The sequence below is a fragment of the Niallia circulans genome, from assembly GCF_007273535.1.
In the GTDB taxonomy this organism is placed as follows: domain Bacteria; phylum Bacillota; class Bacilli; order Bacillales; family Cytobacillaceae; genus Niallia; species Niallia circulans_B.
This window is the reverse complement of sequence record NZ_RIBP01000004.1, coordinates 164,710-187,008: the sequence shown is the minus strand read 5'-3', so window position 1 is coordinate 187,008 and position 22,299 is coordinate 164,710. Positions and strand designations below refer to the sequence as shown.

Annotated in this window: 20 protein-coding genes; 9 read left to right on the top strand and 11 right to left on the bottom strand. The window is 38.6% G+C overall.

All coding sequences use genetic code 11. The annotated features are described in order from the left end of the window. Positions 1-32 precede the first annotated feature (32 nt). Positions 33-791, top strand: a complete 759-nt coding sequence (locus CEQ21_RS08820) for an SDR family oxidoreductase (RefSeq protein ID WP_185764297.1) — start codon at positions 33-35, stop codon at positions 789-791. Positions 792-832: 41 nt separating this feature from the next. Here CEQ21_RS08820 and CEQ21_RS08815 read toward each other — a convergent pair whose 3' ends face one another. The 4 genes from CEQ21_RS08815 to CEQ21_RS08800 form a co-directional block, all read right to left on the bottom strand. After that, on the bottom strand, positions 833-1,561 hold the full coding sequence (locus tag CEQ21_RS08815; RefSeq protein WP_185764296.1) for an amino acid ABC transporter ATP-binding protein: 729 nt from the start codon (positions 1,559-1,561) through the stop codon (positions 833-835). Further along, entirely contained in the window at positions 1,548-2,996 is a 1,449-nt protein-coding gene (locus CEQ21_RS08810; RefSeq protein ID WP_419181611.1) for an amino acid ABC transporter substrate-binding protein/permease, read from the bottom strand. Before CEQ21_RS08810 ends, CEQ21_RS08815 begins: the two co-directional genes overlap by 14 nt. 604 nt (positions 2,997-3,600) lie before the next feature. Then, entirely contained in the window at positions 3,601-3,897 is a 297-nt protein-coding gene (locus CEQ21_RS08805) for a spore coat protein (protein WP_185764294.1), read from the bottom strand. Between the two features lie 21 nt (positions 3,898-3,918). Continuing rightward, positions 3,919-4,122: a hypothetical protein gene (locus tag CEQ21_RS08800; RefSeq protein WP_185764293.1), complete on the bottom strand. Its 204-nt coding sequence runs from the start codon at positions 4,120-4,122 to the stop codon at positions 3,919-3,921. 280 nt (positions 4,123-4,402) lie between these two features. On the opposite strand from CEQ21_RS08800, the gene fabI reads away from it, so the two are divergent. Then, complete coding sequence (gene fabI / locus CEQ21_RS08795; RefSeq protein ID WP_185764292.1) at positions 4,403-5,182, top strand: enoyl-ACP reductase FabI; 780 nt, start codon at positions 4,403-4,405, stop codon at positions 5,180-5,182. 46 nt (positions 5,183-5,228) lie between these two features. Here fabI and CEQ21_RS08790 read toward each other — a convergent pair whose 3' ends face one another. The 4 genes from CEQ21_RS08790 to CEQ21_RS08775 form a co-directional block, all read right to left on the bottom strand. Continuing rightward, positions 5,229-7,079 carry a DHA2 family efflux MFS transporter permease subunit gene (locus tag CEQ21_RS08790; RefSeq protein ID WP_185764291.1) on the bottom strand — a complete coding sequence of 617 codons (1,851 nt, stop codon included), beginning with the start codon at positions 7,077-7,079 and terminating at the stop codon, positions 5,229-5,231. A gap of 9 nt (positions 7,080-7,088) precedes the next feature. Next, positions 7,089-7,739, bottom strand: a complete 651-nt coding sequence (locus CEQ21_RS08785; RefSeq protein ID WP_127735762.1) for an HlyD family secretion protein — start codon at positions 7,737-7,739, stop codon at positions 7,089-7,091. Then, positions 7,736-8,188 (bottom strand): MarR family winged helix-turn-helix transcriptional regulator, encoded by a 453-nt coding sequence (locus tag CEQ21_RS08780; protein ID WP_185764290.1) that lies wholly within the window; start codon positions 8,186-8,188, stop codon positions 7,736-7,738. Before CEQ21_RS08780 ends, CEQ21_RS08785 begins: the two co-directional genes overlap by 4 nt. A gap of 517 nt (positions 8,189-8,705) precedes the next feature. Next, positions 8,706-9,560 (bottom strand): manganese catalase family protein, encoded by an 855-nt coding sequence (locus CEQ21_RS08775; RefSeq protein ID WP_185764289.1) that lies wholly within the window; start codon positions 9,558-9,560, stop codon positions 8,706-8,708. Between the two features lie 239 nt (positions 9,561-9,799). Between CEQ21_RS08775 and CEQ21_RS08770 the strand changes: the two genes are divergently transcribed. Continuing rightward, entirely contained in the window at positions 9,800-11,131 is a 1,332-nt protein-coding gene (locus tag CEQ21_RS08770; RefSeq protein ID WP_185764288.1) for a GntT/GntP/DsdX family permease, read from the top strand. 54 nt (positions 11,132-11,185) lie between these two features. On the opposite strand, the gene CEQ21_RS08765 is transcribed toward CEQ21_RS08770, so the two are convergent. Further along, entirely contained in the window at positions 11,186-12,031 is an 846-nt protein-coding gene (locus tag CEQ21_RS08765) for a MurR/RpiR family transcriptional regulator (protein ID WP_185764287.1), read from the bottom strand. A 150-nt stretch (positions 12,032-12,181) separates the two neighbouring features. On the opposite strand from CEQ21_RS08765, the gene gnd reads away from it, so the two are divergent. Beyond that, complete coding sequence (gnd, locus tag CEQ21_RS08760) at positions 12,182-13,078, top strand: phosphogluconate dehydrogenase (NAD(+)-dependent, decarboxylating) (RefSeq protein ID WP_185764286.1); 897 nt, start codon at positions 12,182-12,184, stop codon at positions 13,076-13,078. A 38-nt stretch (positions 13,079-13,116) separates the two neighbouring features. Here the strand turns inward: gnd and gntK are convergent, their stop codons facing one another. After that, positions 13,117-14,661, bottom strand: a complete 1,545-nt coding sequence (gene gntK, locus CEQ21_RS08755; RefSeq protein ID WP_185764285.1) for a gluconokinase — start codon at positions 14,659-14,661, stop codon at positions 13,117-13,119. 470 nt (positions 14,662-15,131) lie between these two features. On the opposite strand from gntK, the gene CEQ21_RS08750 reads away from it, so the two are divergent. The 5 genes from CEQ21_RS08750 (at position 15,132) to CEQ21_RS08730 (ending at position 20,209) form a co-directional block, all read left to right on the top strand. Then, entirely contained in the window at positions 15,132-16,436 is a 1,305-nt protein-coding gene (locus CEQ21_RS08750) for an ABC transporter substrate-binding protein (RefSeq protein WP_185764284.1), read from the top strand. A 63-nt stretch (positions 16,437-16,499) separates the two neighbouring features. Beyond that, positions 16,500-17,372, top strand: a complete 873-nt coding sequence (locus tag CEQ21_RS08745; RefSeq protein WP_185764283.1) for a carbohydrate ABC transporter permease — start codon at positions 16,500-16,502, stop codon at positions 17,370-17,372. Then, positions 17,359-18,246, top strand: a complete 888-nt coding sequence (locus CEQ21_RS08740; RefSeq protein WP_185764282.1) for a carbohydrate ABC transporter permease — start codon at positions 17,359-17,361, stop codon at positions 18,244-18,246. Before CEQ21_RS08745 ends, CEQ21_RS08740 begins: the two co-directional genes overlap by 14 nt. A gap of 62 nt (positions 18,247-18,308) precedes the next feature. Beyond that, the gene (locus CEQ21_RS08735) at positions 18,309-18,893 is read left to right on the top strand and encodes a YesL family protein (protein ID WP_185764281.1); all 585 of its coding nucleotides are present in this window, start codon (positions 18,309-18,311) and stop codon (positions 18,891-18,893) included. 14 nt (positions 18,894-18,907) lie between these two features. Beyond that, on the top strand, positions 18,908-20,209 hold the full coding sequence (locus tag CEQ21_RS08730) for an alpha-glucosidase/alpha-galactosidase (protein WP_185764280.1): 1,302 nt from the start codon (positions 18,908-18,910) through the stop codon (positions 20,207-20,209). A gap of 376 nt (positions 20,210-20,585) precedes the next feature. Here CEQ21_RS08730 and CEQ21_RS08725 read toward each other — a convergent pair whose 3' ends face one another. Further along, positions 20,586-22,133 (bottom strand): glycosyltransferase family 2 protein, encoded by a 1,548-nt coding sequence (locus CEQ21_RS08725; protein ID WP_185764279.1) that lies wholly within the window; start codon positions 22,131-22,133, stop codon positions 20,586-20,588. Positions 22,134-22,299 lie beyond the last annotated feature (166 nt).

The following is a 22,299-nucleotide window of genomic DNA, read 5'->3' as shown; positions in this document are numbered from 1 at the left end:
CTATTTATTCGCCACTATATGGAGGTATAAATATGAGACTTCAAGACAAAGTTGCAGTTATAACAGGAGCAGGATCAGGGATGGGAAAACAAATTGCCCTTCTTTATGCGAAAGAAGGGGCAAAGGTTACTGTTTCAGATATTAACGTGGATGCAGCAAATGCAACTGTAGAAGAAATTAAGTCTAGTGGCGGCAATGCAATTGCAGTTTTGGCAAATGTTGCTAAGGAAGAGGATATCCAAAATTTAATTGATGTGACAATCCAAACATATGGCACACTTGATATTTTAGTTAATAACGCAGGAATTATGGATAATTTTGAACCTGCAGGTGATATTCAAGATGATAATTGGGACAGAATATTTGCTATTAATACAACAAGTGTGATGCGTGCAACAAGAAAGGCTCTTCCGATTTTCTTGGAAAAGGAGAGGGGAGTTATCATTAATGTAGCATCTGCAGGCGGAATACAAGGTGCAAGGGCAGGTGCTGCTTATACTGCTTCTAAGCATGCAGTTGTTGGATTCACTAAAAACACTGGATACATGTATGCACAAAAAGGGATTCGCTGTAATGCGATTGCACCAGGAGGAGTCGAAACAAACATCGGTGCCTCGATGACAAATGTTAATCCATTTGGAATGGGAAGAGTGCAGCCAGGGCTTGGGGTAAACCCACGCATCGGCAAGCCAGAGGAAGTGGCGAATGTTGCGCTATTCCTTGCATCTGATGAGTCAAGCTTCGTTAATGGTACAGTGATAACTGCAGATGCAGGCTGGACGGCGTTTTAAAAGAAGGAGGCGTACCTTTTTAAAGGTACGCCTCTTTTTTTTTAAAGTACTTTGTTTAAAAAGTCTTGTGTACGTTCGTTTTGCGGATTGCCGAAAATCTCTTGTGGAGTGCCTTCTTCGACAATATAACCACCATCCATAAAAATGACTCTGTCTGCCACTTCGCGTGCAAAGCCCATTTCATGTGTAACAATAACCATTGTCATGCCTTCTTGTGCCAATTGTTTAATAACGTTTAGCACTTCTCCGACCATTTCAGGGTCAAGCGCACTTGTCGGTTCATCAAACAGCATAATATCAGGATTCATTGCAAGCGCGCGTGCAATAGCGACACGTTGCTTTTGTCCACCAGATAATCTAGCTGGGTTTTCTAAAGCTTTATCCTTTAATCCAACACGCTCTAAAAGCTGAAGTGCTTTTTCTTTAGCTTGTTCCTTCGATGCCTTTTTCAATTCAACAGGAGCAAGTGTAATATTCCCTAAGACATTCAAGTTTGGGAAGAGGTTAAAATGCTGAAATACCATGCCGATATCTTCTCTGACTTTGTTGATATCAGTGCTTTTATCTGTCAGTTTTTGAGCATTAACAACAACTTCTCCGCTTGTTACTTCCTCAAGCATATTCAAGCAGCGCAGCAATGTACTTTTTCCAGAACCAGAAGGGCCGATCAAACAAACAACTTCTCCTTCTTGGACCTGCAAATCAATTGATTTTAACACTTCAAGGCTGCCATATGATTTTTTCAAATTAGTGACATTAAGCTTTGCCATTTTTTATCCTCCTCTCAAGAACATTCGATACTTTCGTTAGAATCATGATAACAATAAAGTACATAATGCCGACGATAATCCACATTTGGAATGATTCTAGATTTCTTGCAATAATAATCTTACCGCTTTGCGTCAACTCGTTTATGCCAATAATGGACAGGATAGACGTGTCCTTTAATGTGATGACGAACTGGTTAATAAATGCCGGGATCATTAATTGAATAGCTTGTGGCAGTACTACCTTCAACATCGCCTTACCGTAAGGAAGACCTAAGCTTCGTGCAGCCTCCATTTGCCCCTTATCAACGGATTGAATACCCCCGCGGACGATTTCTGCCATATAAGCACCAGCATTTAAGCTTAATGTGATTAGACCAGCGGCAAATGCAGTAATGCGGAAATCAAATGCTGCTGGAATACCAAAGTAAATAAAGAATGCTTGGACAATCAATGGTGTACCGCGGAATATATCAATATAAATCATAGCAATAGTGCGTAATAATTTACTTTTTGCAATACGCATTAATCCGAAAACAATACCAACTATTGTAGCAATAATTAAGGAAACAACAGTTAGGATTAATGTCATTTTTAAACCTGTCATCAAGCTAGGCATGCTTTCTTTCAATAGACCGAAAAAGCCAGTGTCTTTTGTAGCAGCAGTGTTAGAGCCAGTTTCTAAATATTTGTCCATTATCTTCTGGTATTCTCCACTTGCTTTTAAGTTAGCAAGCCCTGTGTTGAACATTTCTAGAAGCTCCGAGTTTTCACCTTTTGAAACGGCGAAGCCATAAGAAGCACCAGCTTCTTTATCTGTAACGCTTTTTAAACCATTTCCTTGCTTAATTCCGTATGCCAATACAGGATAATCGTCAAAAACGGCAACAGAGTTTCCTGTTTTTACATCTTCGTACATGTTTGCAGAGTCATCAAATGTAACAATAGAAAAACCATATTTATCTTTAATACTTTCTGCGAAGCTGGCACCTTCTGTTCCAGTTTTTACCGCAACTTTTTTGCCTTTTAAATCATTGTAAGATGAAACATCATCATTACTCTCACTAACAGCCATAATTATTCCTGAGTCGAAATATGGGTCAGAGAAGTTAAATTTTATTTTTCTTTCAGCAGTTATGCTCATTCCCGCAATAACTGCATCTACTTGTTTTGATTCAAGTGCTTGAACTGCAGCATTAAAGCCAAGTGGTTTAATTTCATATTTAAATCCTTGATCTTTAGCAATTGCTGCAACAAGGTCCATATCAATTCCAACGAACTCACCACTCGTATCTTGGAATTCAAATGGAGCAAAAGTAATATCTGTAGCAATCTGATATGTTTTCTCTGCAGCCTTCACATTTGTTAGTGGAGAAAGCATACTTAACGTAGTCAGTAAAACTACAAAGAACAAAATTAACTTTGGAAATCTTGTTATTATCTTCATTCATATAGCTCCTTTTGTACTTTTTCTATGTTGGAAAACTAGGATAAATAAATCCTTTTTGATAAACATTTGTTTGTATGTAAGATTATCTGACATAAAACATAATTAAAATCATACTAAATAAATGTAAAATTGTACAGATATGATTTTAAGATTAAATATTTTTACCTTCAACTCGAAGTGGGAGTAAGTTCAGACAAACTTTGATTTCTCAAAAATGAAAGAGTTTGCAATGAACTAACAATGGAAAGAAATGATTTTTTTTAATCATCTTATTTTTTCTTATAATGCCCTTTCTAATGCTTAAATTCGTCATATTTCTAATAATTTGGGATGAAGAGATTACATGAGCATATGAATAAAACGCTTTAAGAGGTTTTTGAAGCTTGTAGAAAAACCATAAAATAGGACTGAGATATAAGTAATTATGCCCTTTATACTCCTTAGTGGTATGGAGCGGGGGGCACATGCACAATGGAACGGACTAGTTTTATAATTTGACATTATGTATGAACATAAGGGCAATGGATTAAAGTGGATTTTTATTATTTTGTCTTAGGGATGGTAAATAATGAATTATTCCATCCCATAAGATTTATTTAAATGTATCATCAGGATGCAAATTATTTTGCATCAGCTCCTGCACGTTACTGATTTGTTCTATAGAAGCTTTTTCTGTTTTGTACCAGCCTTTTTCATGCATAATAGTAAAAAGCTCGTACTGATTTGAGCTTGCATTTGCAAAGGCCTGCTCATAAATGTCACGGAGCCCCTCGTGTGCTGTTTCTAGCATGACAGTGCTAATACTGTGACAGCGTCCTTTCTCAAGCTCTAAACAAAGCTGGAGCATTTCCCTGTCTGTCAGGCCACGTCCTTCGATATTGTTTGGCATTACACCCATCCTTTACGCAGTTTATTGAATATTTGACGTTCTGTTAAAATATTTAGACAGATCAGCAATTTTTAGCTGATGTTTTTCTGCCATAGCTTCGAGTGTGCTTTTTAGTGTTTCATCATGACATTGTGCTGCACACCAGTTCAATGTTTTCGCAGTAATTGTCTCGGCGCGAATTTCATCCTCAATAAATGCCAGTTCCTTTATTGTAAGTTCGGTCAAGCTGTTCACCTCCCAAAACTTTCATATGCTTAGTATTCTTTCGGTGCTGCTGTTTTATCCTTTATGGAATACTAAAGAGAGAACTGAGCAACACATAATGAAAGACAGTTAGTTTTTATAACATCTACTTAGCCATAATAAGGAGGGAGGAAAAGTGAAATGGCAATTTAACAAGACGAGTGGCTTATTTAATGTGAGTTTATGATATAATAGTATTAGAACCAAGTACTAAAACTAGGTGTAAGATTGTGAAAGTGACTTGTCAAATTAGGAGGACAATATGGAAGATTTATTAAAGATAAAAGGCAAAAACATCGTCATCATGGGTGTTGCAAATGAGCGAAGTCTTGCTTGGGGTGTTGCTAAATCCTTGTTTAAGGCTGGTGCAAATTTAATATTTACATACCGACTTGATCGCTCACTTAGTAAATTAACTAAATTATTGTCAGATAATAGTTATGATGCGAAGTTAATTGTTCAATGTGATGTAAACAGCGATGACAGCATTAAAGATGCATTCCAAGAAATTGGTGCAAAAGTAGGCGTGATTCATGGGGTGGTTCATTCTGTGGCATTTGCTCATGCGGAGGACTTAAAAGGAGATTTTATTAATACTTCAAGAGAAGGTTATGCATTTGCACAGGATACGAGTGCGTATTCTTTAATTGCTGTAGCAAGAGAAGCGAAGCCTTACATGACAGAAGGTGGAACTGTTACAACAATGAGCTATCTTGGCGCTGAACGTGCTGTGAGCGGATATAACGTAATGGGTGTTGCTAAAGCTGCACTTGAATCATCTGTGAAGTATTTGGCATTAGAAATGGGTAAAGATAATATCCGTGTTAATGCTATTTCTGCTGGTGCAATTCGCACGCTTGCTGCAAAGGGTGTCGGTTCGTTTAATGCAATTCTTCATAAAATAGAAGAAACATCTCCATTAAAACGAAACGTAACTCAGGATGAGGTCGGCGATATGACATTGGCGATGATCAGTGAACTATCAAGAGGAGTTACAGGCGAAATCATTTATGTAGATTCAGGCTATAACATTCTTGGCTAATAATGAATAAGTAAAGAGGCTATGAAAATTCATAGCCTCTTTTGTATTACTTAACTTTTCTTGGTGTTGATCTTCTTATGAAGAATGCCAAGAGAAGTGCAAGTGCTGAGATGCCTGTTGCGACGATAAAGGCATCATTTATTCCGTCAATTGTTGCCTGCACAACTGCTTTTCCATAAATAGTGGAAACAGCGAGTGCTTGCCCAGAGCTTGAAGGGATACCAGCTAATGCTGCGAATCCTTGCCCAAGCTGACCTAGTTTTTCAGTAATAAACGGATTGTCGCTAGTAATAATATTGCTGTAATTAGCAGTGTGGAATGTAGACCTGTTTGTCATAACAGTAACAAGGAATGCTGTTCCGATACTTCCGGCAACGGTTCTAGCCGTATTAGAGGCTGCTGTACCATGGCTTGTTAAATGCATTGGCAGCTGATTCATACCCTCTGTCATAACGGTCATCATAATGAAGGACATTCCGAACATACGGAAGATATACAGCATCATGATATGTCCGTAGGTTGTTTGCATTGTCAATTGTGTAAAGCCCCATGTTGTCAATACAGTTATAACCAACCCAATGATTGCAAGTGGTCTTGCACCGAACCTGTCGAACAGCTTACCGGCAATCGGAGACATAATCCCCATTACGATAGCTCCTGGAAGCATCAATAAACCAGAATCCAAGGCAGTAAAGCCGCGAATATTTTGCAGGTAAACTGGAAGTAGAATCATACCAGCAAACATTGCCATGTTAACAACCATGCTTACTACTGTAGTTAATGCATAAATATCGTACTTGAAAACCCTTAGATCAAGCATAGGAGTTTCGGTAGTAAATTCACGCCAAACGAACAGAGCTAAGAATACAACACCTGTTGTAAGAGAACCAATAACTACACCACTGTCCCAGCCATCATTACCAGCTTCACTGAAGCCATAAAGCAAGAAGCCTAATCCGATAGTAGAAGTGACAAAGCCCCATAAATCGAATTTTGGATTTGTACGTGGTGTAACATCCTTCATCCAGATAGTAGCAATGATTAAATCAATGATTCCAAAAGGAATAACAAGATCAAATAGTACTCTCCATGAATAATGACCAATAAGCCATCCTGAAAGTGTAGGACCGATAGCAGGAGCAAAAATCATCGCAACCCCCATAATCCCCATTGCTGTACCGCGTTTTTCAGGTGGGAAGATAGTCAAGAATGTTGTCATAAGCAGGGGCATAATAACACCAGCACCAGCTGCCTGGATGACACGTCCAATCATAAGCATGCTGAAGCCTGTTGAGACAGAACATACTAATGAGCCTATGGTGAAAGCAGTCATAGCGAGTATGAGTAGCTTTCTCGTTCCAAGCTTGCTGATTAAGAACGGAGTGATCGGAATAAACACACCATTTGTCAGCATATAGCCAGTTGTTAACCACTGAACGGTACTTGTTGAAACATTCAAATCGTTCATAATATGCGGGATAGCCACATTCAATAATGTTTGGTTAAGAATTGCTACGAATGCACCTAGCATAACGGCAGCGATAATTTTTCCTTTACTGCCTTCAAAATCAACTCTTGCTTGTTGTTTAATGTCTTTTTCTTTTACAGGTATTTCTTCTTCGTTATGTTTTTCAGCATTATCTGGATCACTGACATACTCTAACGCAGGTTCTGTAATTGCAGACTTGCTTAATGTTTCATTTATTGCTTCCTCCATCGGACTTTCTTCTTGCATGATGGAGCTACGGGAAATTTCATTTTCTTGGATAGGTTCATCCTTATTTATATTGCTTGCTTTTTCCTGTTTTGGTTTTCTACTTTGTTTCCTAATCAGGTAGTTTATGGTGAGGAGCAATATAATGCTGATAACTGCATAGCTTGCGATATATATCGTCATCGTCATCACCTACTTATGGATTCGCACAGTTACGTTCATACCAGGAACTAAATCTAAACCACCATAGTTATCAATTGAGACTTTAACAGGAATGACTTGCGTTTCTTTAGTGTAGTCGCCTGATGAATTGCTGCTAGGAAGCAATGAGAATGTGCTTGATGTTGCTAAACCTAAAGATTCTACTTTACCAGTTAAAGTTGTATCTGGGTATGCATCTACATAAAGATCAACATCTTGGCCAACCTTTACGTCATTTAAGTCTGTTTCATCAACGTTTGCTGTAACCCATAGATTATTCATGTCATATGCTTTAGCTAAAGAAGTACCTGCTGCAACAAAAGAATTTTCTACTGCTGATGATTGAACAACAGTGCTGTTGGCAGGAACATTAACATTAATTTTTGATGTTCCAGTTTCAGTTGTTACTTCCACTGTACCGATTTTTTCATTTTTGCCAAATTTCTCGCCGACATCACCGCTCCATGCTGTTAATTTACCTGTTGCAGGTGAAGCAATGCTCACTTGTTGACCCGTAATTTGGGCATTATCTGTTGAGATGTAAGAAACAGATTTATCATAGAAATAATAACCTGTGAAACCGCCGCCTACTAAAACAATAAGTAGGATGATGTTAATAAGTATCATGCGTCTTGCGTTCATTCTTGTAAGTCCTCCTTAGAATTGAGTATCGTTAAAATTTTGTTGTTTAATTCTAGCAGTTTTTGAATGTCCTCTTCAGGGAATTGCATTATTTCTTTAATTTTCTGGGCAACAACAGAGTCCGTTTGCATCAGTGCTTCTAATTTGATCTTCCCAAGCTTTGTAAGATGTAAATTAACCGCTCTTCGATCATTAGCTTGAGTTGTCCGTTCGATCATATCTTGCTTGACAAGGCGGTCGATAACACCGCTGACTGTGCTTTTCGTCAAACGCAATTTTTCAGCAAGCTCTCCTAAGCTTATGTTCGGTTGAAAAGAAACCCGATATAATGCTTTAAGTTGAACGGCAGTCAAACCCATTTGATCTGCATCTTCTTTGAGAAGCTGATAGTAAGCCTTATTTATTTTTGCGTAGGATCGAATCAGCTCATTATTTAAAGCGTCTTTCACATTATGCCCCCTGTTCCCATATGAAATAAAATACCCATTCAGACATAAAAAATGCTGGAATTAATAGCTTGTCAAAAATAGTTCGTATGCGAACTATATCGCATGAGCTATCTTCGCATAATTTATAGGGATTAACATTAAAAGAAGTTAAAAAAATGATGAGAAAATAATAAACGATACAAAGACCTATTTAATATAGAAGGAAAACGGATTATTTTACCAAAAGACAGACAAAACAAAAGACAACCTTTCTAAACAAGAATAATAAATTACATCAATTTTTGAAAAATGAAGCTTGTGACTAAATAGAATCTGGAGTTAAAATTAGTTCGTTTCATTGCGCTCTCGTCTACTCGCTTTCCGCGGGGAGGAAGATGAGCCTTCTCTCCATTCCACTAAGATTTCTAATTATTGTATTGAAACGAAAAATAAAAAACCGAACTATCTAATCGACGTTTGAATAGATAGTTCGGTTTTTATGTTGATTCATATACTTATGTCCCAGTCTCTTAATAAATCAGTTATTTAGATCATACAAACCAGGGCTGTGCTCATTCGGCATGTCAGGAAGCTCAGGTACTGGATAGCCTTGCGGCGGGTCAATTACTTTAAGCTCGCCTTTATTTCTGCTTGGAGATTCACCTTGGTATATTTCACCAATTCTTGTTGGATCAAGACGGAAGTTGAATTGGGCATTATGGAAGCCTAAATCGACATATTTACGGCATTCTGGATATTTATTAATATCATAGTTTGGAACAGGGAATAGCTTTGCCCAGTTTACACCTAATGTTTCGAGTGCTTTTGCAAATGCATTTTGATGGGCATTGTCACGAACAATTAAAAAAGCCAACGTTTCACGGAATGTTTTATTAGAACTCATTTCATATAAGCGTGATTTTTGTAGAACACCTGTTGATTCAAGAACTAAGTTATCAAGAAGATCTGCAACTAAGTTGCCATGGCTGTATACATAAGCACCTGTCCAAGGGTTTCCAGCCGCGTCAACTGGAAGTGAGGCTTGTGCACCCATAATATAATGATGGGGATTCACATTTTCGGTTGCGATATGAAGTGGTGCATCACTTTCGCCGACAGAGCCTACACCAATATCGCCAGAACCATTTAGCAGTTGATTAATGGTTGTTTGAACAAGTTCAACATGGCTAAGCTCTTCAAGAAAAACGCCGCGGATTAAGTCACGGTATTGCTTTGCTTTTCCACGGAAGTTAGCGCTTTGGAAGGAGAACTGCATCATCGTTCTCATTTCCCCAAATCGGCCTCCTAATGCTTCTTGAAGCACTTTAGCGGCAGCTGGATCTGGCTTATCAGGAACGATTACGTTAATTAGATCTTCTTTATAGAAATACAAGATGATACCTCCAATGGGTTAATTTTTGTTGATTTCTTAGGTTATTGTTTATTAATTTTTCTTTTTTTATCCCATTATTTAAAAGGGAATAAAGGGATATATTAAAAAAGATGAAAGAATGCAAATTGTTAAAATATTTTTTTCATAAATAATAGTTGATGAAAGAAATTTTTTTTCGTATAATAAGAACATAGAAATGAAAACACTTACAAAAAAACTCTTATTAGGGGGTACATCAAATGGATGCATACTTATTAATAATTACTCTAGTTTCAATCGTCCTTGTTATATTAGGAGTTTCCTTGTTTAAATGGCATGCTTTTATTAGCTTGACAGTAGCAAGTTTATTTTTAGCCATTTTTTCAGGTTTATCGTGGGATAAAATTGTAAGCGCTTATGAGACAGGGGTTGGTGGCGTATTAGGTCACTTAGTCGGAATTTTAGCGCTTGGTACAATACTAGGAAAAATGCTGTCTGAATCTGGGGCAGGATTACAAATTGCTAACTTCTTTGTAAGGATTTTTGGAGAAAAGAAACTGCCATGGGCAATGTTCCTTTCAGGATTTATCATCGGAATACCAGTTTTCTTTGAAGTCGGTATATTAATACTGCTGCCACTTGTTATTTCCATCCAACAAGCGACAAAGAAAAATATATTGTTAATTGCCTTACCAGGGATTGCAGGCTTATCCATTGTGCATGGATTAGTACCTCCACATCCAGGTGCGATTGCCGCAATAGGAATCTTTGATGCAAATTTAGGAAAAGTATTACTGTATTCATTAATTATTGCTCTGCCTGCCGGTATTGTCGGTGGACCGCTGTTTGCAAAATATATTCATAAACGTGTTCTTCCGAAAGGCGAACCAGAATTAGTTAAAGTGGAGGAAAAGGACGAAAAGTCACTGCCAAGTGTTGGTATTTCTTTCTTCGCGATTTTGCTGCCTGTCCTGCTGATGATTATCGGAACTGCTGCGCCATATATGAAGTTTTTACCTGCTGAGGTTATGAAGGCATTGGCATTCATTGGTAGTCCATTAGTATCATTGCTGCTAGCTGTATTCTTTGCATTTTATTTCCTTGGATTCAAACAAGGTATCGGCAAGGAAAAACTGAAAAAATTCACAGAAGATTGTATTCTGCCAGTTGGTTCGATTGTGTTGATTATCGGTGCTGGTGGTGCCTTTAAACAAGTATTGATTGACAGTGGTGTTGGAACAACAATCGGAAATATGTCTGAAAGCTTATCTCTATCACCATTAGTTTTAGCATTTATGATTGCTGGACTTATCCGGATTGCAACAGGATCTGCAACAGTCGCTTTAACGACAGCAGCAGGAATTGTTTCCCCAATTATTGCTGGAATGTCTGGAGTGAACGTGGAGCTGCTTGTATTAGCAACAGGTGCTGGTTCCTTAATGTTTTCTCATGTTAATGATGCAGGCTTCTGGATGGTAAAAGAATACTTAGGTTTGTCAGTAGAGGAAACATTTAAAACCTGGACAGTCCTTGAGACAGTATTATCATTCGTTGCATTTGCAGGAGTATTGATTTTAGACTTGTTTGTATAAGAAAACAAAAAAGGTGCCCGCCAAGACTTAAGTCTTGGCGGGCATCTTTTTTTATTACATTCTTGTGTCTGAAATAGCATTTCTGATTTTTTTAAGCGACTTATTGGCAGTGTCTTTATTTAATATCATCATATTCACATAAAGGGCGTCAATTAAGCTTAACTGCGCAATACGGGAGGAAAGTGCCTCAGACCGAAATTCCGTTTCTTCTGAGCTTGTGAACAGTGCAACATCTGCGTGCTGAGCTATCGGTGATTTAGGATAGCCAGTAATGCTTATAGTTTTAGCACCATTTGTTCTTGCGGTTTTCAATATATTGATAGTATCTTTATTCGTCCCAGAGTGGGAAATTATGACGGCAACATCGCGATCGGACAGCTGAGATGCGGACATAAGCTGAAAATGGGAGTCAATGAATGTAAACGCTTTTATTCCTGTTCGCACGAATTTATGAAAAGCGTCCATTGCGATGACTGCCGATCCACCAGTTCCATAAAATTCTACCCGTTGTGCTGCAAGCAAAAAATCTGCGGCTTTTTGGATGGACGTTCCATTGACTAACTGTAAAGTATTTTCTAGTGTGCGGATATTCGACATAAAAACCTTTTCTGTCACGGTTGCCACATTATCCTGTTCATTAATTTCTTCATGAATGTGCTGTATAGGTTCAATTATTTCGGAGGCGAGGGCAATTTTCATTGCTTGATAGCCTTTAAATCCAATACGTTTGCAAAAACGAAAAACGGTTGCATCTGCCACATTTAAATCCTCTGCTAGCTCATTAATAGTACTATGAATTATTTTTTCAGGGTTTTCTAATATATAATCGGCAATCTTTTTTTCTTTTTCACTAAGTCTAGCATAATAGGAGCGGATTTTACCTAAGCAATTTTGTGCCATATCGTCTGATTCCTTTCGACATAATTTATGTATAGTATAGCATAATCAACATAAGAAAAAATATTTTTTAATACGCTTTCATTAATGAAAAAAATTTCGTATAATAATAAGTAGGAAGAAATTTTTTTTCATAAGAGGAGCGTTTTAGAAATGAACATTGGAATAATTGGTCTTGGAAAAATGGGCTTTAACTTAGCAGAGAATCTATTGGATCATAATTATAGTGTAACAGCTTTTGATGTAAATGAAAGCGCTGTTACAAAAATTTCGAATGCAGGTGCTGACGGAGTCAAAACTATAACTGAGTTAACAGCTAGTTTAAGTAGTCCTAAAATTGTGTGGGTAATGGTTCCATCAGGGAAAATAACAGAGGATGTAATAGCAGAGCTAAGTGGTACATTAGGTGAGGGTGATACGATTATCGAAGGCGGAAATTCACACTATCAAGACACCGTGCGCAGAGCAGCACAGCTTAAGAAGCAAGGCGTCCATTATCTTGATGTAGGAACGAGCGGAGGTACAAGCGGTGCTAGAAATGGAGCTTGTATGATGATTGGTGGAGATAAGGACATCTTCTTGCAAGTCGAGAGCCTTTTCAAGGATTTATGTGTGGAGAATGGCTACTTGTATACAGGGGAAGCAGGCAGCGGACATTTTTTGAAGATGGTCCATAATGGCATTGAATATGGCATGATGCAGTCTATAGCAGAAGGGTTTGAATTGCTGGAGAAGAGTGAATTCGATTATGACCATGAGCATGTTGCGAAGGTTTGGAATAATGGCTCTGTTATTCGTTCTTGGCTGATGGAGCTAACACAAAATGCCTTTGCAAAAGACCCGAAATTAGAGGGTATAAAAGGAGTAATGCATTCATCTGGTGAGGGTAAGTGGACGCTTGAGACAGCCTTGGATCTTCAAGTAGCAATGCCTGTTACTGCCTTGTCACTTATGATGCGTTATCGTTCATTGGAGGAGGATACCTTCACAGGTAAAGTAGTTGCCTCACTGCGCAATGAATTTGGTGGCCATGGTGTTGAGAAGAAATAACAAACAAGGCTGCAGCATATGGACTGCAGCCTCGCTTATTATTTAACCCATTTGCGCTGGAAATCAGCGATGTATTCGTACTCATTATCAAGCAATCTGGAGATGCGAATGAAGATTGGTGTTAAATCCTCATAAATTTCCACATTTTCTTGAATTGGTTTATGAGCATGTGTGCTGCCAACAAGCTCCTTCATAATGCTGAAATCGTTTATTTCTCCTAGTCCATACATACCGAGGACAACAGCGCCAAGGCAGGAGCTTTCAAAGCTTTCTGGAACTGTCACCTCTTGGTTGAAAATGTCAGCCATCATTTGTCTCCAAAGCTCTGAGCGGGCAAAACCGCCAGTAGCTTGGATTTGCTTCGGTTCGCCAATTACTTCCTGCAATGCAAGCATTACCGTATATAGATTCAAGATAACGCCTTCTAGCACGGCTCTGACCATATGCTCTTTCTTATGGTGCAGTCCAAGCCCGAAGAAGGAGCCACGAGCATTTGAATTCCAAAGTGGTGCTCTTTCACCAGCTAAATATGGGTGAAACAGAAGTCCGTCAGCTCCTGGAAGAACCCGTGAAGCAATCTTCGTCAACACCTCATAAGGGTCAATTCCTAACCGCTTAGCTGTTTCCACTTCTGAGGAAGCAAGCTCATCCCGCACCCATCTGAACGTCATTCCACCATTGTTGACAGGACCGCCGACTACCCAATGATTTTCTGTGAGGCAGTAGCAGAAAGTCCGCCCTTTAGGATCTGTTACAGGCTTATCTGTAACGGTGCGGATTGCGCCGCTTGTACCGATTGTAACAGCTACAACACCGGGATCAATCGCATTAACACCAAGATTGGAAAGAACACCATCATTTGCGCCAACGATGAACGGTATATCTGCAGCAAGGCCAAGCTCCGCACAAAGCTCTTCCTTTAAACCAGTGATGGAATGAGTTGTCGGTACAGGCTCAGGCAGCTGTTCTGGCGTTATTCCAGCTATTTCAAGCGCTTCCTTGTCCCAATCAAGCTGTTCAAGATTAAATAGACCTGTAGCAGAGGCAATGGAATAATCGACAATGTATTCACCAAAGAAATGATGGAAGATATATTCCTTAATCCCAATGAATTTGGCTGTTTTAGCAAATATTTCTGGGTGATCAGTCCGGAGCCAAGCAATTTTCGCAAGGGGAGACATTGGATGAATTGGTGTGCCTGTACGCTTGTATATTTCCAGTCCATTCAACTCGTTTTTAATTTTGTCAGCCCATGCTGCTGAACGGCTGTCAGCCCAAGTGATACATTTTGTCAGTGGTTTGTTTTTGTCATCAATAGCAATAAGGCTATGCATTGCTGCACTAAAGGAAACAAGCTTTAATTTCTTTAGCTCTACCTTGCCTTTTGACAGTGCTGTTTTAATTGCTTCTTTCGCAGCAGAAAGTATTTCATCAGGGTCTTGTTCGGCAATGGCAGGAGCTGGGCTGTATAAAGGGTACTCAACATGATGCATGCTGATTACTTTGCCTGCTTCTCCAAACAAAACAGCTTTTGTGCTAGTTGTTCCAATATCAACGCCTAAATAGAAGGAATCCTTAAACATTACTAAATCTCCTTTATAATAAAATCCTGTATTAAATAAGGGTAAAAGGTAACAAAAAAAATTTCTTGAAACAGGAAAATATTTAGAAAAATTTTTTCTTCTCCTTTTATTTTAAAGCAAATTATTTATTTTTGGAACTGTTTTCATTAAAAGAATAAAAGAAACAGCTCGAGAAATCAAACTTAACGACGACAAAAAAGCACTTCGTAACTCGAATTATAGCGGAATTTTTGGATGGGAAATTCTTGAATAAGCAAATGTGGGCAAGTAGACTAATACTTGTGATTGGTAGCGTTTTCATTAAACGCTAATACAATTTACCTTATTGACATCATAGTTATACAAAAATTTTTACAGTAATTTGAAAGCGGTTGCAAGTTTGTCTCGTAACTGTAACACCTGCTGAGTTACATAGGGAGTTGTCCCTGTATAATTTAGCGAACAAGACACAGAGAGTGAGGGGAAGAACAATGAAAAAGAGTAAAATTATTGCCTTGTTTATCGTTCTTATTTTGCTGCTGGTGCCAATACTTCAAGGGTGCAGTTCTAATTCAGGCACCTCCGGCTCCGATGAAACAATTCAACTGACCTTTTCAGCATGGGGAAATCCTGCAGAAATTAAGGTTTACCAAAAAGCAGTGGATGGATTCATGAAGGAGAACCCGGACATTAAAGTGAAGCTTGTGCCAATTCCAAGTGACGGCTATATCCAAAAGCTGCAAACACAGCTGCAGGGCAGCCAGGCACCAGATGTGTTTTATGTTGGAGATGGTGACATTTCAAAAATCATTGAAACTGGCAAACTCGCACCATTAGGTGAATTCATGAACGGCTCAGAAAGCTATGCTAAGCCGGAAGAATTCGCAGAAGGGTTATGGGGAGCTGCTAAAAAAGATAATGAAATATATGGCATCACAGTAGATTGTAATCCGATGCTTATTTATTACAATAAAAAGCTGTTTTCAGATTTAGGTATTAAGTCTCCACAAGAATTTTATGATGAAGGAAACTGGAACTTTGATGCTATGAAGGAAGTGACAGATAAGCTGCGGGACGGCGGCAAATACGGTTTGATTGTAGATAATTCCTGGAACACACTTTTCAGCTGGATTTGGGCAAACGGCGGAGAAATTTACAATAAAGAAACTGGCGAATTTATTTTAGATCAAAATGAAAAGGGCATTGGCGCAATGTCTTTCTTAGAGCAAATGGTTAAAGGTAAGAACTTTACTTATTCCGGATCTCTTCCTAAAGGGCAAGGTTCTGAAGCGATGTTTATGTCTGGTCAAGTTGGCATGGTTACTGCAGGCAGATGGTTCACACCACTATTCCATGAAAACAAATCATTAGAATGGGATTATATTTCATGGCCATCCAACACAGAAAACAAACAAGAGCCAGTGGCAATTCCGACAGCTTACCTAGCAGCAAACAAAGATTCTAAAAATAAAGAAGCAGCGATGAAATTTGTTTCTTATTATACATCTAAAGTAGGGCAAGAGCAGCGCTTAAACGGTATTGGAAATGCGATTCCATCTATTAACGGAATTGATGAAGCCATAACTAGCTCCAATGTTCCAGAGCATGTAAACTACATTATTGAAGCAAGGGAAAAAGGCTTTGCAAATGCAATCCAATCCACTATCCCAGGCTTGGATAAAGAAGTCAATGACATCATGGATCTTATGTATCTTGGTAAGGATGATGCCCAGACTACAGTAGAAAAAATAACGAAAAAAGCAAAAGAGATGATAGCAGAGCATAAATCTGAATGACATAAAACGAAGGTGAAGGAGTTTATTCTTCACCTTCTATCTTAAAAAAGGTGGGTGAACGCGATGAAAGGCCGACAAAACCTTTGGGGCTATGCGTTTTTAGCTCCACAATTAATAGGGTTAATTTTATTTTCATTAATACCAGTTATCTTCACATTGACATTAAGCTTTATGAAATGGGACGGATTTGGGGCAAAGGAATTTATAGGTTTAGCCAATTATATCGATCAATTTCAAGATCCGGATTTTTGGAAAGCCTTAGGAAATACGGTCTATTATACAATCTTAGTAATTCCCGCCAGCATCGCTTTGTCCTTATCAGTTGCGGTTGCCCTTAACAAAATCAAGGGCAAAAATTTCTACCGGCTTTTTTATTTTATGCCAGTTGTGACAAGCTCTGTTTCTATCGGAGTTATCTGGATGTGGATTTTAAATGGAGATTTCGGCATATTAAATCAAATTCTCGCTAACTTTGGGATAAATGGGCCAATGTGGCTGACTGATACAAATTGGGTAATGCCATCCATTGCGATATTGAGCATATGGTGGGGCTTAGGGCATAATATGGTTATTTTCCTAGCAGGACTTCAAGGGATTTCTAAATCCTACTATGAGGCAGCAGAGATAGACGGGGCGACAAAATGGCAGAAGCTTCGCCATATTACATTGCCGCTATTATCACCGACGACTTTCTTTATTGCCATTATGGCTGTTATTTCCTCCTTCCAGGTTTTCGATCAGGCTTATGTCATGACAAGCGGCGGACCTGCTAAATCGAGCTACACCTTTGTTTACCATATATACGAAGCAGCCTTTGTCGATTTCAAAATGGGTATAAGCTCTGCAGCGGCAATGGTGTTGTTTGTCATTATTCTAGTATTTACGCTCATTCAATTTAAAATGTCGAAAAGGTGGGTGCATTATGAAGATCAATGACGTATCAGTGAATCCAGTCCCTCAGGCAGCTGTTCCATTGCGTAAAAAGAAAAAGATTTCATTACTGCGCATCCTGCTCCATCTTGTGTTGATTGCTGGGGCATTTTTAATGGTGGCTCCCTTCCTTTGGACAATAAGCAGTTCTCTGAAAGATATGTCTCAAATTTTCCTTGTGCCGCCAAAATGGTTCCCGAATCCTGTTAATTTCCAAAACTACCCGAATTCCTTAACAGCAATGCCATTTGCAAAAGCATATTTTAATAGCTTCTATATAACGGCAATCGTTGTCCTATTAAACTTGCTGACCTGTTCGATGGCTGCCTTTGCATTTGCGAAAATGCGATTTCGCGGCTCTAATCTGCTGTTCATCCTGTTTTTGGCGACAATGATGATTCCAAAGCAAGTGACGATGGTTCCGCTTTACCTGATTATGGATGCATTTGGGTGGATTGATACGCATTTATCCTTAATCATTCCGGCTGGATTATTCAATGCCTTTGGTGTATTTTTACTGCGCCAGTTTATTAGAGGCATACCGAATGAACAGATTGAAGCGGCGGTTCTTGATGGAGCAAACCCTGCAAGGATATACCGCAGCATCATTCTGCCATTGATAAAGCCAGCGCTTGCTGCGTTTGGAATTTTTGCTTTTATGGGAATTTGGAACAGCTTTTTAGAGCCGTTGATATATTTGACGACACCTGAAAAATTCACTGTGCCACTGCTCCTTAATACGTTTAAAGGCTTGTATTTTACTGATTGGTCATTGATGATGGCTGGTACAACAATCTCCATTATTCCAGTTATCATTGTGTACATTTTCGCGCAAAAACAAATTATTGAAGGCATCGCTTTAACTGGCTCAAAAGGTTGATTCATTAATGGGGTGATCTTATTAACAACAAACTGATGAAAGCTTGCACATGGGTGTACCGTTTGCTTTATGTTAATGCACTATGGATGCTCTTCACGCTTGGCGGACTTATTCTGTTTGGCTTCTTTCCAGCTGCTGCAGCAATGTTTTATTTAATTAGACAATGGATGGATGGGGCAGACGACGGTCCAATATTTCCGATGTTTGCAGCTAGGTTTAAAGCGTATTTCAAACAGGCGAACTTGCTTGGAGCAATTATTCTATTTGCAGGAATTTTGCTGTACGTCGATTTACAGTTTTTTTTCCAAGCTGAGAGTACTATTTTTGCTATTTTCAGATATACTCTACTGACTATTACCTTTGTATATCTCATCATGCTTCCGTATTTATTTCCTTTATTAGTAGAAAAAAAACGGACAATAAAAGAAGTGTTAAGAGATATGCTGTTTATGAGCATCACTCGGATTGTACAGAGCGCCGTTATGGCGATTGGCTGCATCACGATTTTTGCTGCATACAGCCAGCTTGCCGGATTCTTCATATGTTTCTTCGGAAGCACAGTAGCATTGTGGCTGACTTGGAATGTCAAACATGCACATCGAAACATAATGAGTAAACAAAAAAATAACAGAATGATAAACGATTAAAGGGGAGAAGATGTATGGCGAGAATCACATTTATTGGTGCAGGAAGCACTGTGTTTGCAAAAAATGTTCTGGGAGATTGTATGATGGTCCCTGCCCTTGAGGGATTTGAATTCGCTCTGTTTGATATTGATGAGGTGCGGCTTACGGATTCGGAAAATATGCTCAACAATCTAAAGAATAATTATAATTGCCATGTTACTGTTAAGGCGTACACAGATCGAAAGGAAGCGTTAAGAGGAGCAAAGTATGTCATCAATGCTATTCAAGTTGGCGGCTATAAGCCAAGTACGGTCATAGACTTTGAGATTCCAAAGAAATACGGACTACGCCAGACAATCGCAGATACTGTTGGAATAGGTGGTATTTTTCGGAGCTTACGAACAATTCCTGTTATGCTTGAGTTTGCAGCGGACATGGAAGAGGTTTGTCCAGATGCATTGTTTCTCAATTATACGAATCCGATGGCAGCGCTTACTGGAGCGATGCTGCGCTACACAAATGTTAAAACAGTCGGGCTTTGTCACAGTGTACAGGTTTGTACATCACATCTCTTAAAGTCACTCGGGATAAAAGCAAAAAACGTGGAGGAGAAAATTGCCGGTATTAACCATATGGCTTGGCTATTGGAGGTAAAGGCAGATGGAAAAGACCTTTATCCGGAAATAAAGCGACGTGCGAAGGAAAAGCAGCTCGAAAAGCACACAGACATGGTGCGATTCGAATTAATGGATAAATTCGGATACTATGTAACAGAATCATCTGAGCATAATGCCGAATACCATCCATACTTTATAAAGGGTCGTTATCCTGAACTGATCGACCGATTTCAGATTCCGTTAGATGAATATCCGCGTCGCTGTGTCCAGCAAATCGAAAACTGGAAAAAAATGCGGGAGGAGCTTGTACATAACAGCAATCTAACACATGTGCGCTCACATGAATATGGGTCACGAATCATTGAAGCAATTGAAACAAATATCCCTTTTAAATTTGGCGGAAACGTACTGAATACGGGCGGGCTTATCAGCAATCTCCCTGAAAAAGCATGTGTTGAGGTACCATGTCTTGTCGATAGAAACGGAATATTGCCTTGCTATATTGGGGAGCTGCCAGAACAGCTGGCCGCATTAAACAGAACGAATATAAACACACAACTTCTAACTATTGAAGCTGCTGTCACAAGAAAAAAGGAACATATATACCAAGCAGCCTTACTTGATCCACATACAGCTGCAGAACTGTCAATGGATGATATTGTCGCTATGTGTGACGATTTAATAGAAGCACACGGACATTGGCTGCCGAAATTTGAATGATAACCTGATAGGCTTGGACATAAGTATTTAAGTCTAATCATAAACCGAACTATTCTATTGAAGCATTATATTAATAGAATTGTTCGGTTTTTACATTGTTTACTGCATAATTACAAGATTAAAAATCTTATTGGAATGTAGCAGAAGACAATCGACTACTAAGGGAAAATAGAGGAAAGGCTTAGACCCCACAGACGAAGCTGAGGAGGCTGAAGCTTTCCCCGCAGAAAGCGAGTGTGTGTAGCGCAGAAAAGAACTAATTTTAAAGTCAGACATCATAAGCTCCAATCAAGTTCACAGCTAGAATAAATTATTTAATATTCGTAATTAGAGATGGTAAAGGTTGTATTGACTCTTCCTCATTTTCTTGAAACAATTATTTAACTTTCAATGCTAAATTCTGATTAATGGTCGAATAAAAGTGGCAGTTTTTGTGCTGCGAACTTTTTAAGCCGTCCATTAGGCTTGGAATATGCAATTGGACCTTTTGATAGTCATTGTAGCGCAAGTAAATATTATAAACAGCTTTCGGCAGAGAATTTATCCAATCTATTGGTAGGGATAAGATACCTTCACCATTATTTTGAACAGTGGCTTGTATGCTAAATTCAGATGCTTGCGATTGTCTGTCGCGAAGCAAAAGCTCATTTATGGAAGCAGAATTGTCACCAACTGCTTTAATATGAAGTTGGATATGATCATTAACGACAATGCAGTCAGTGAGCTCTGCATATATTGGAACAGTGATATATTTATACGGTTCCTGCAATGGTGTTATATAGAAGGCTTTATTTTCAACAAAATGATAGTTCTTGATTTTTTCATTTGCATTCCAGCGAAACAGCTCTTCAATCTCGCTATATTTTCCGTTCCTGAAAAGCTCATAGCATACCTTGTTAATTGGTTTAAAGAAATGGTCACTAATGTCATAATCCAAATCATTTGCTGCTTTTAATGTTTTTTTCATTGTCCAAGCATAGGCTTTTCTTTTCATATAGTCATTGGCTTTTTGTTTGTATGACGGACTATTAGTTCTAAGCGTATGATAGCGATTGATGAAGCCTGTAAAGCAGTCAAATTCGAATAATCTGTTTAATATCATTTTTTTTATGTCAGAATCAAGCTCTTTTTCTTTAAAATAACGTATCACCTTTTGATTGCATTTCATCTTTTCAAGCACATTTGTCCGTGAAGTTAACGAGCCTTTATTTTCATTTTGTCTGTTCAAATAGTAGATGACATCTTTCGTTGTTGAGATGGTTTTGCAGCAGGCCAATACATCCATAAAGAACTGCTTGTCCTCTGCAAACTTCATTGCAGGGAATTGGATATTATTCTCTTTAATTATCCTTGTTTTCATCATTCTTGCCCTTGGCCCTAAGTGATGGAAAATATGAGGGATAGAAGCTGGGGGAACATTTCTCCGCTCTGTGCTGGATTCGTGTTCGCCAACGATAGAGGCTCCATCCGTCCGTATTTTGACCGTTTTTCCGACTACATAATCATCGCCTGTCTCCTTAAGCACGCGATAAAGCTTCTCTAATCCAGATAATTCGAACCAATCATCGGCATCAAGGAAAGAAATATACGGCGCACTAGCAAGTTCGATTCCTAAATTTCTTGGAAAAGCAGGTGTGCCAGTATTCCTTTTTAGCAGTGCAAGCTTTATATTTGGATGGTTACTGCTGTAATCACGAAGAATGGACCGTGTCTTGTCTGTTGAACCATCGTCTACCAGAATATATTCAATTTGATCGCTTAATGTTTGATTTAAAACAGAATCGATTGTTTTCTTAATGGTAGCAGCATTATTGAAAACAGGGGTGACTACTGTTATAACCGGATCCATTGTTTTACTTTGGTGCTGAATAATGTCGTAGTCACTTACATTTTTGTTTTTCAATGCAAAAGAGAGAAGGTTCATCTATCATTCAAGCCTTTCTGTATAGTTAATTGATGTTTCTAAAAGTTTAAAATGGGTAGTATCATTATTAAATATTTACTATAAAACTATACATTTCACGAAAAATTATGCTTGTTTTAGTAATAAAATCCAAAAGGTGGTAAAGACTATAAGTTGTATTGACAAA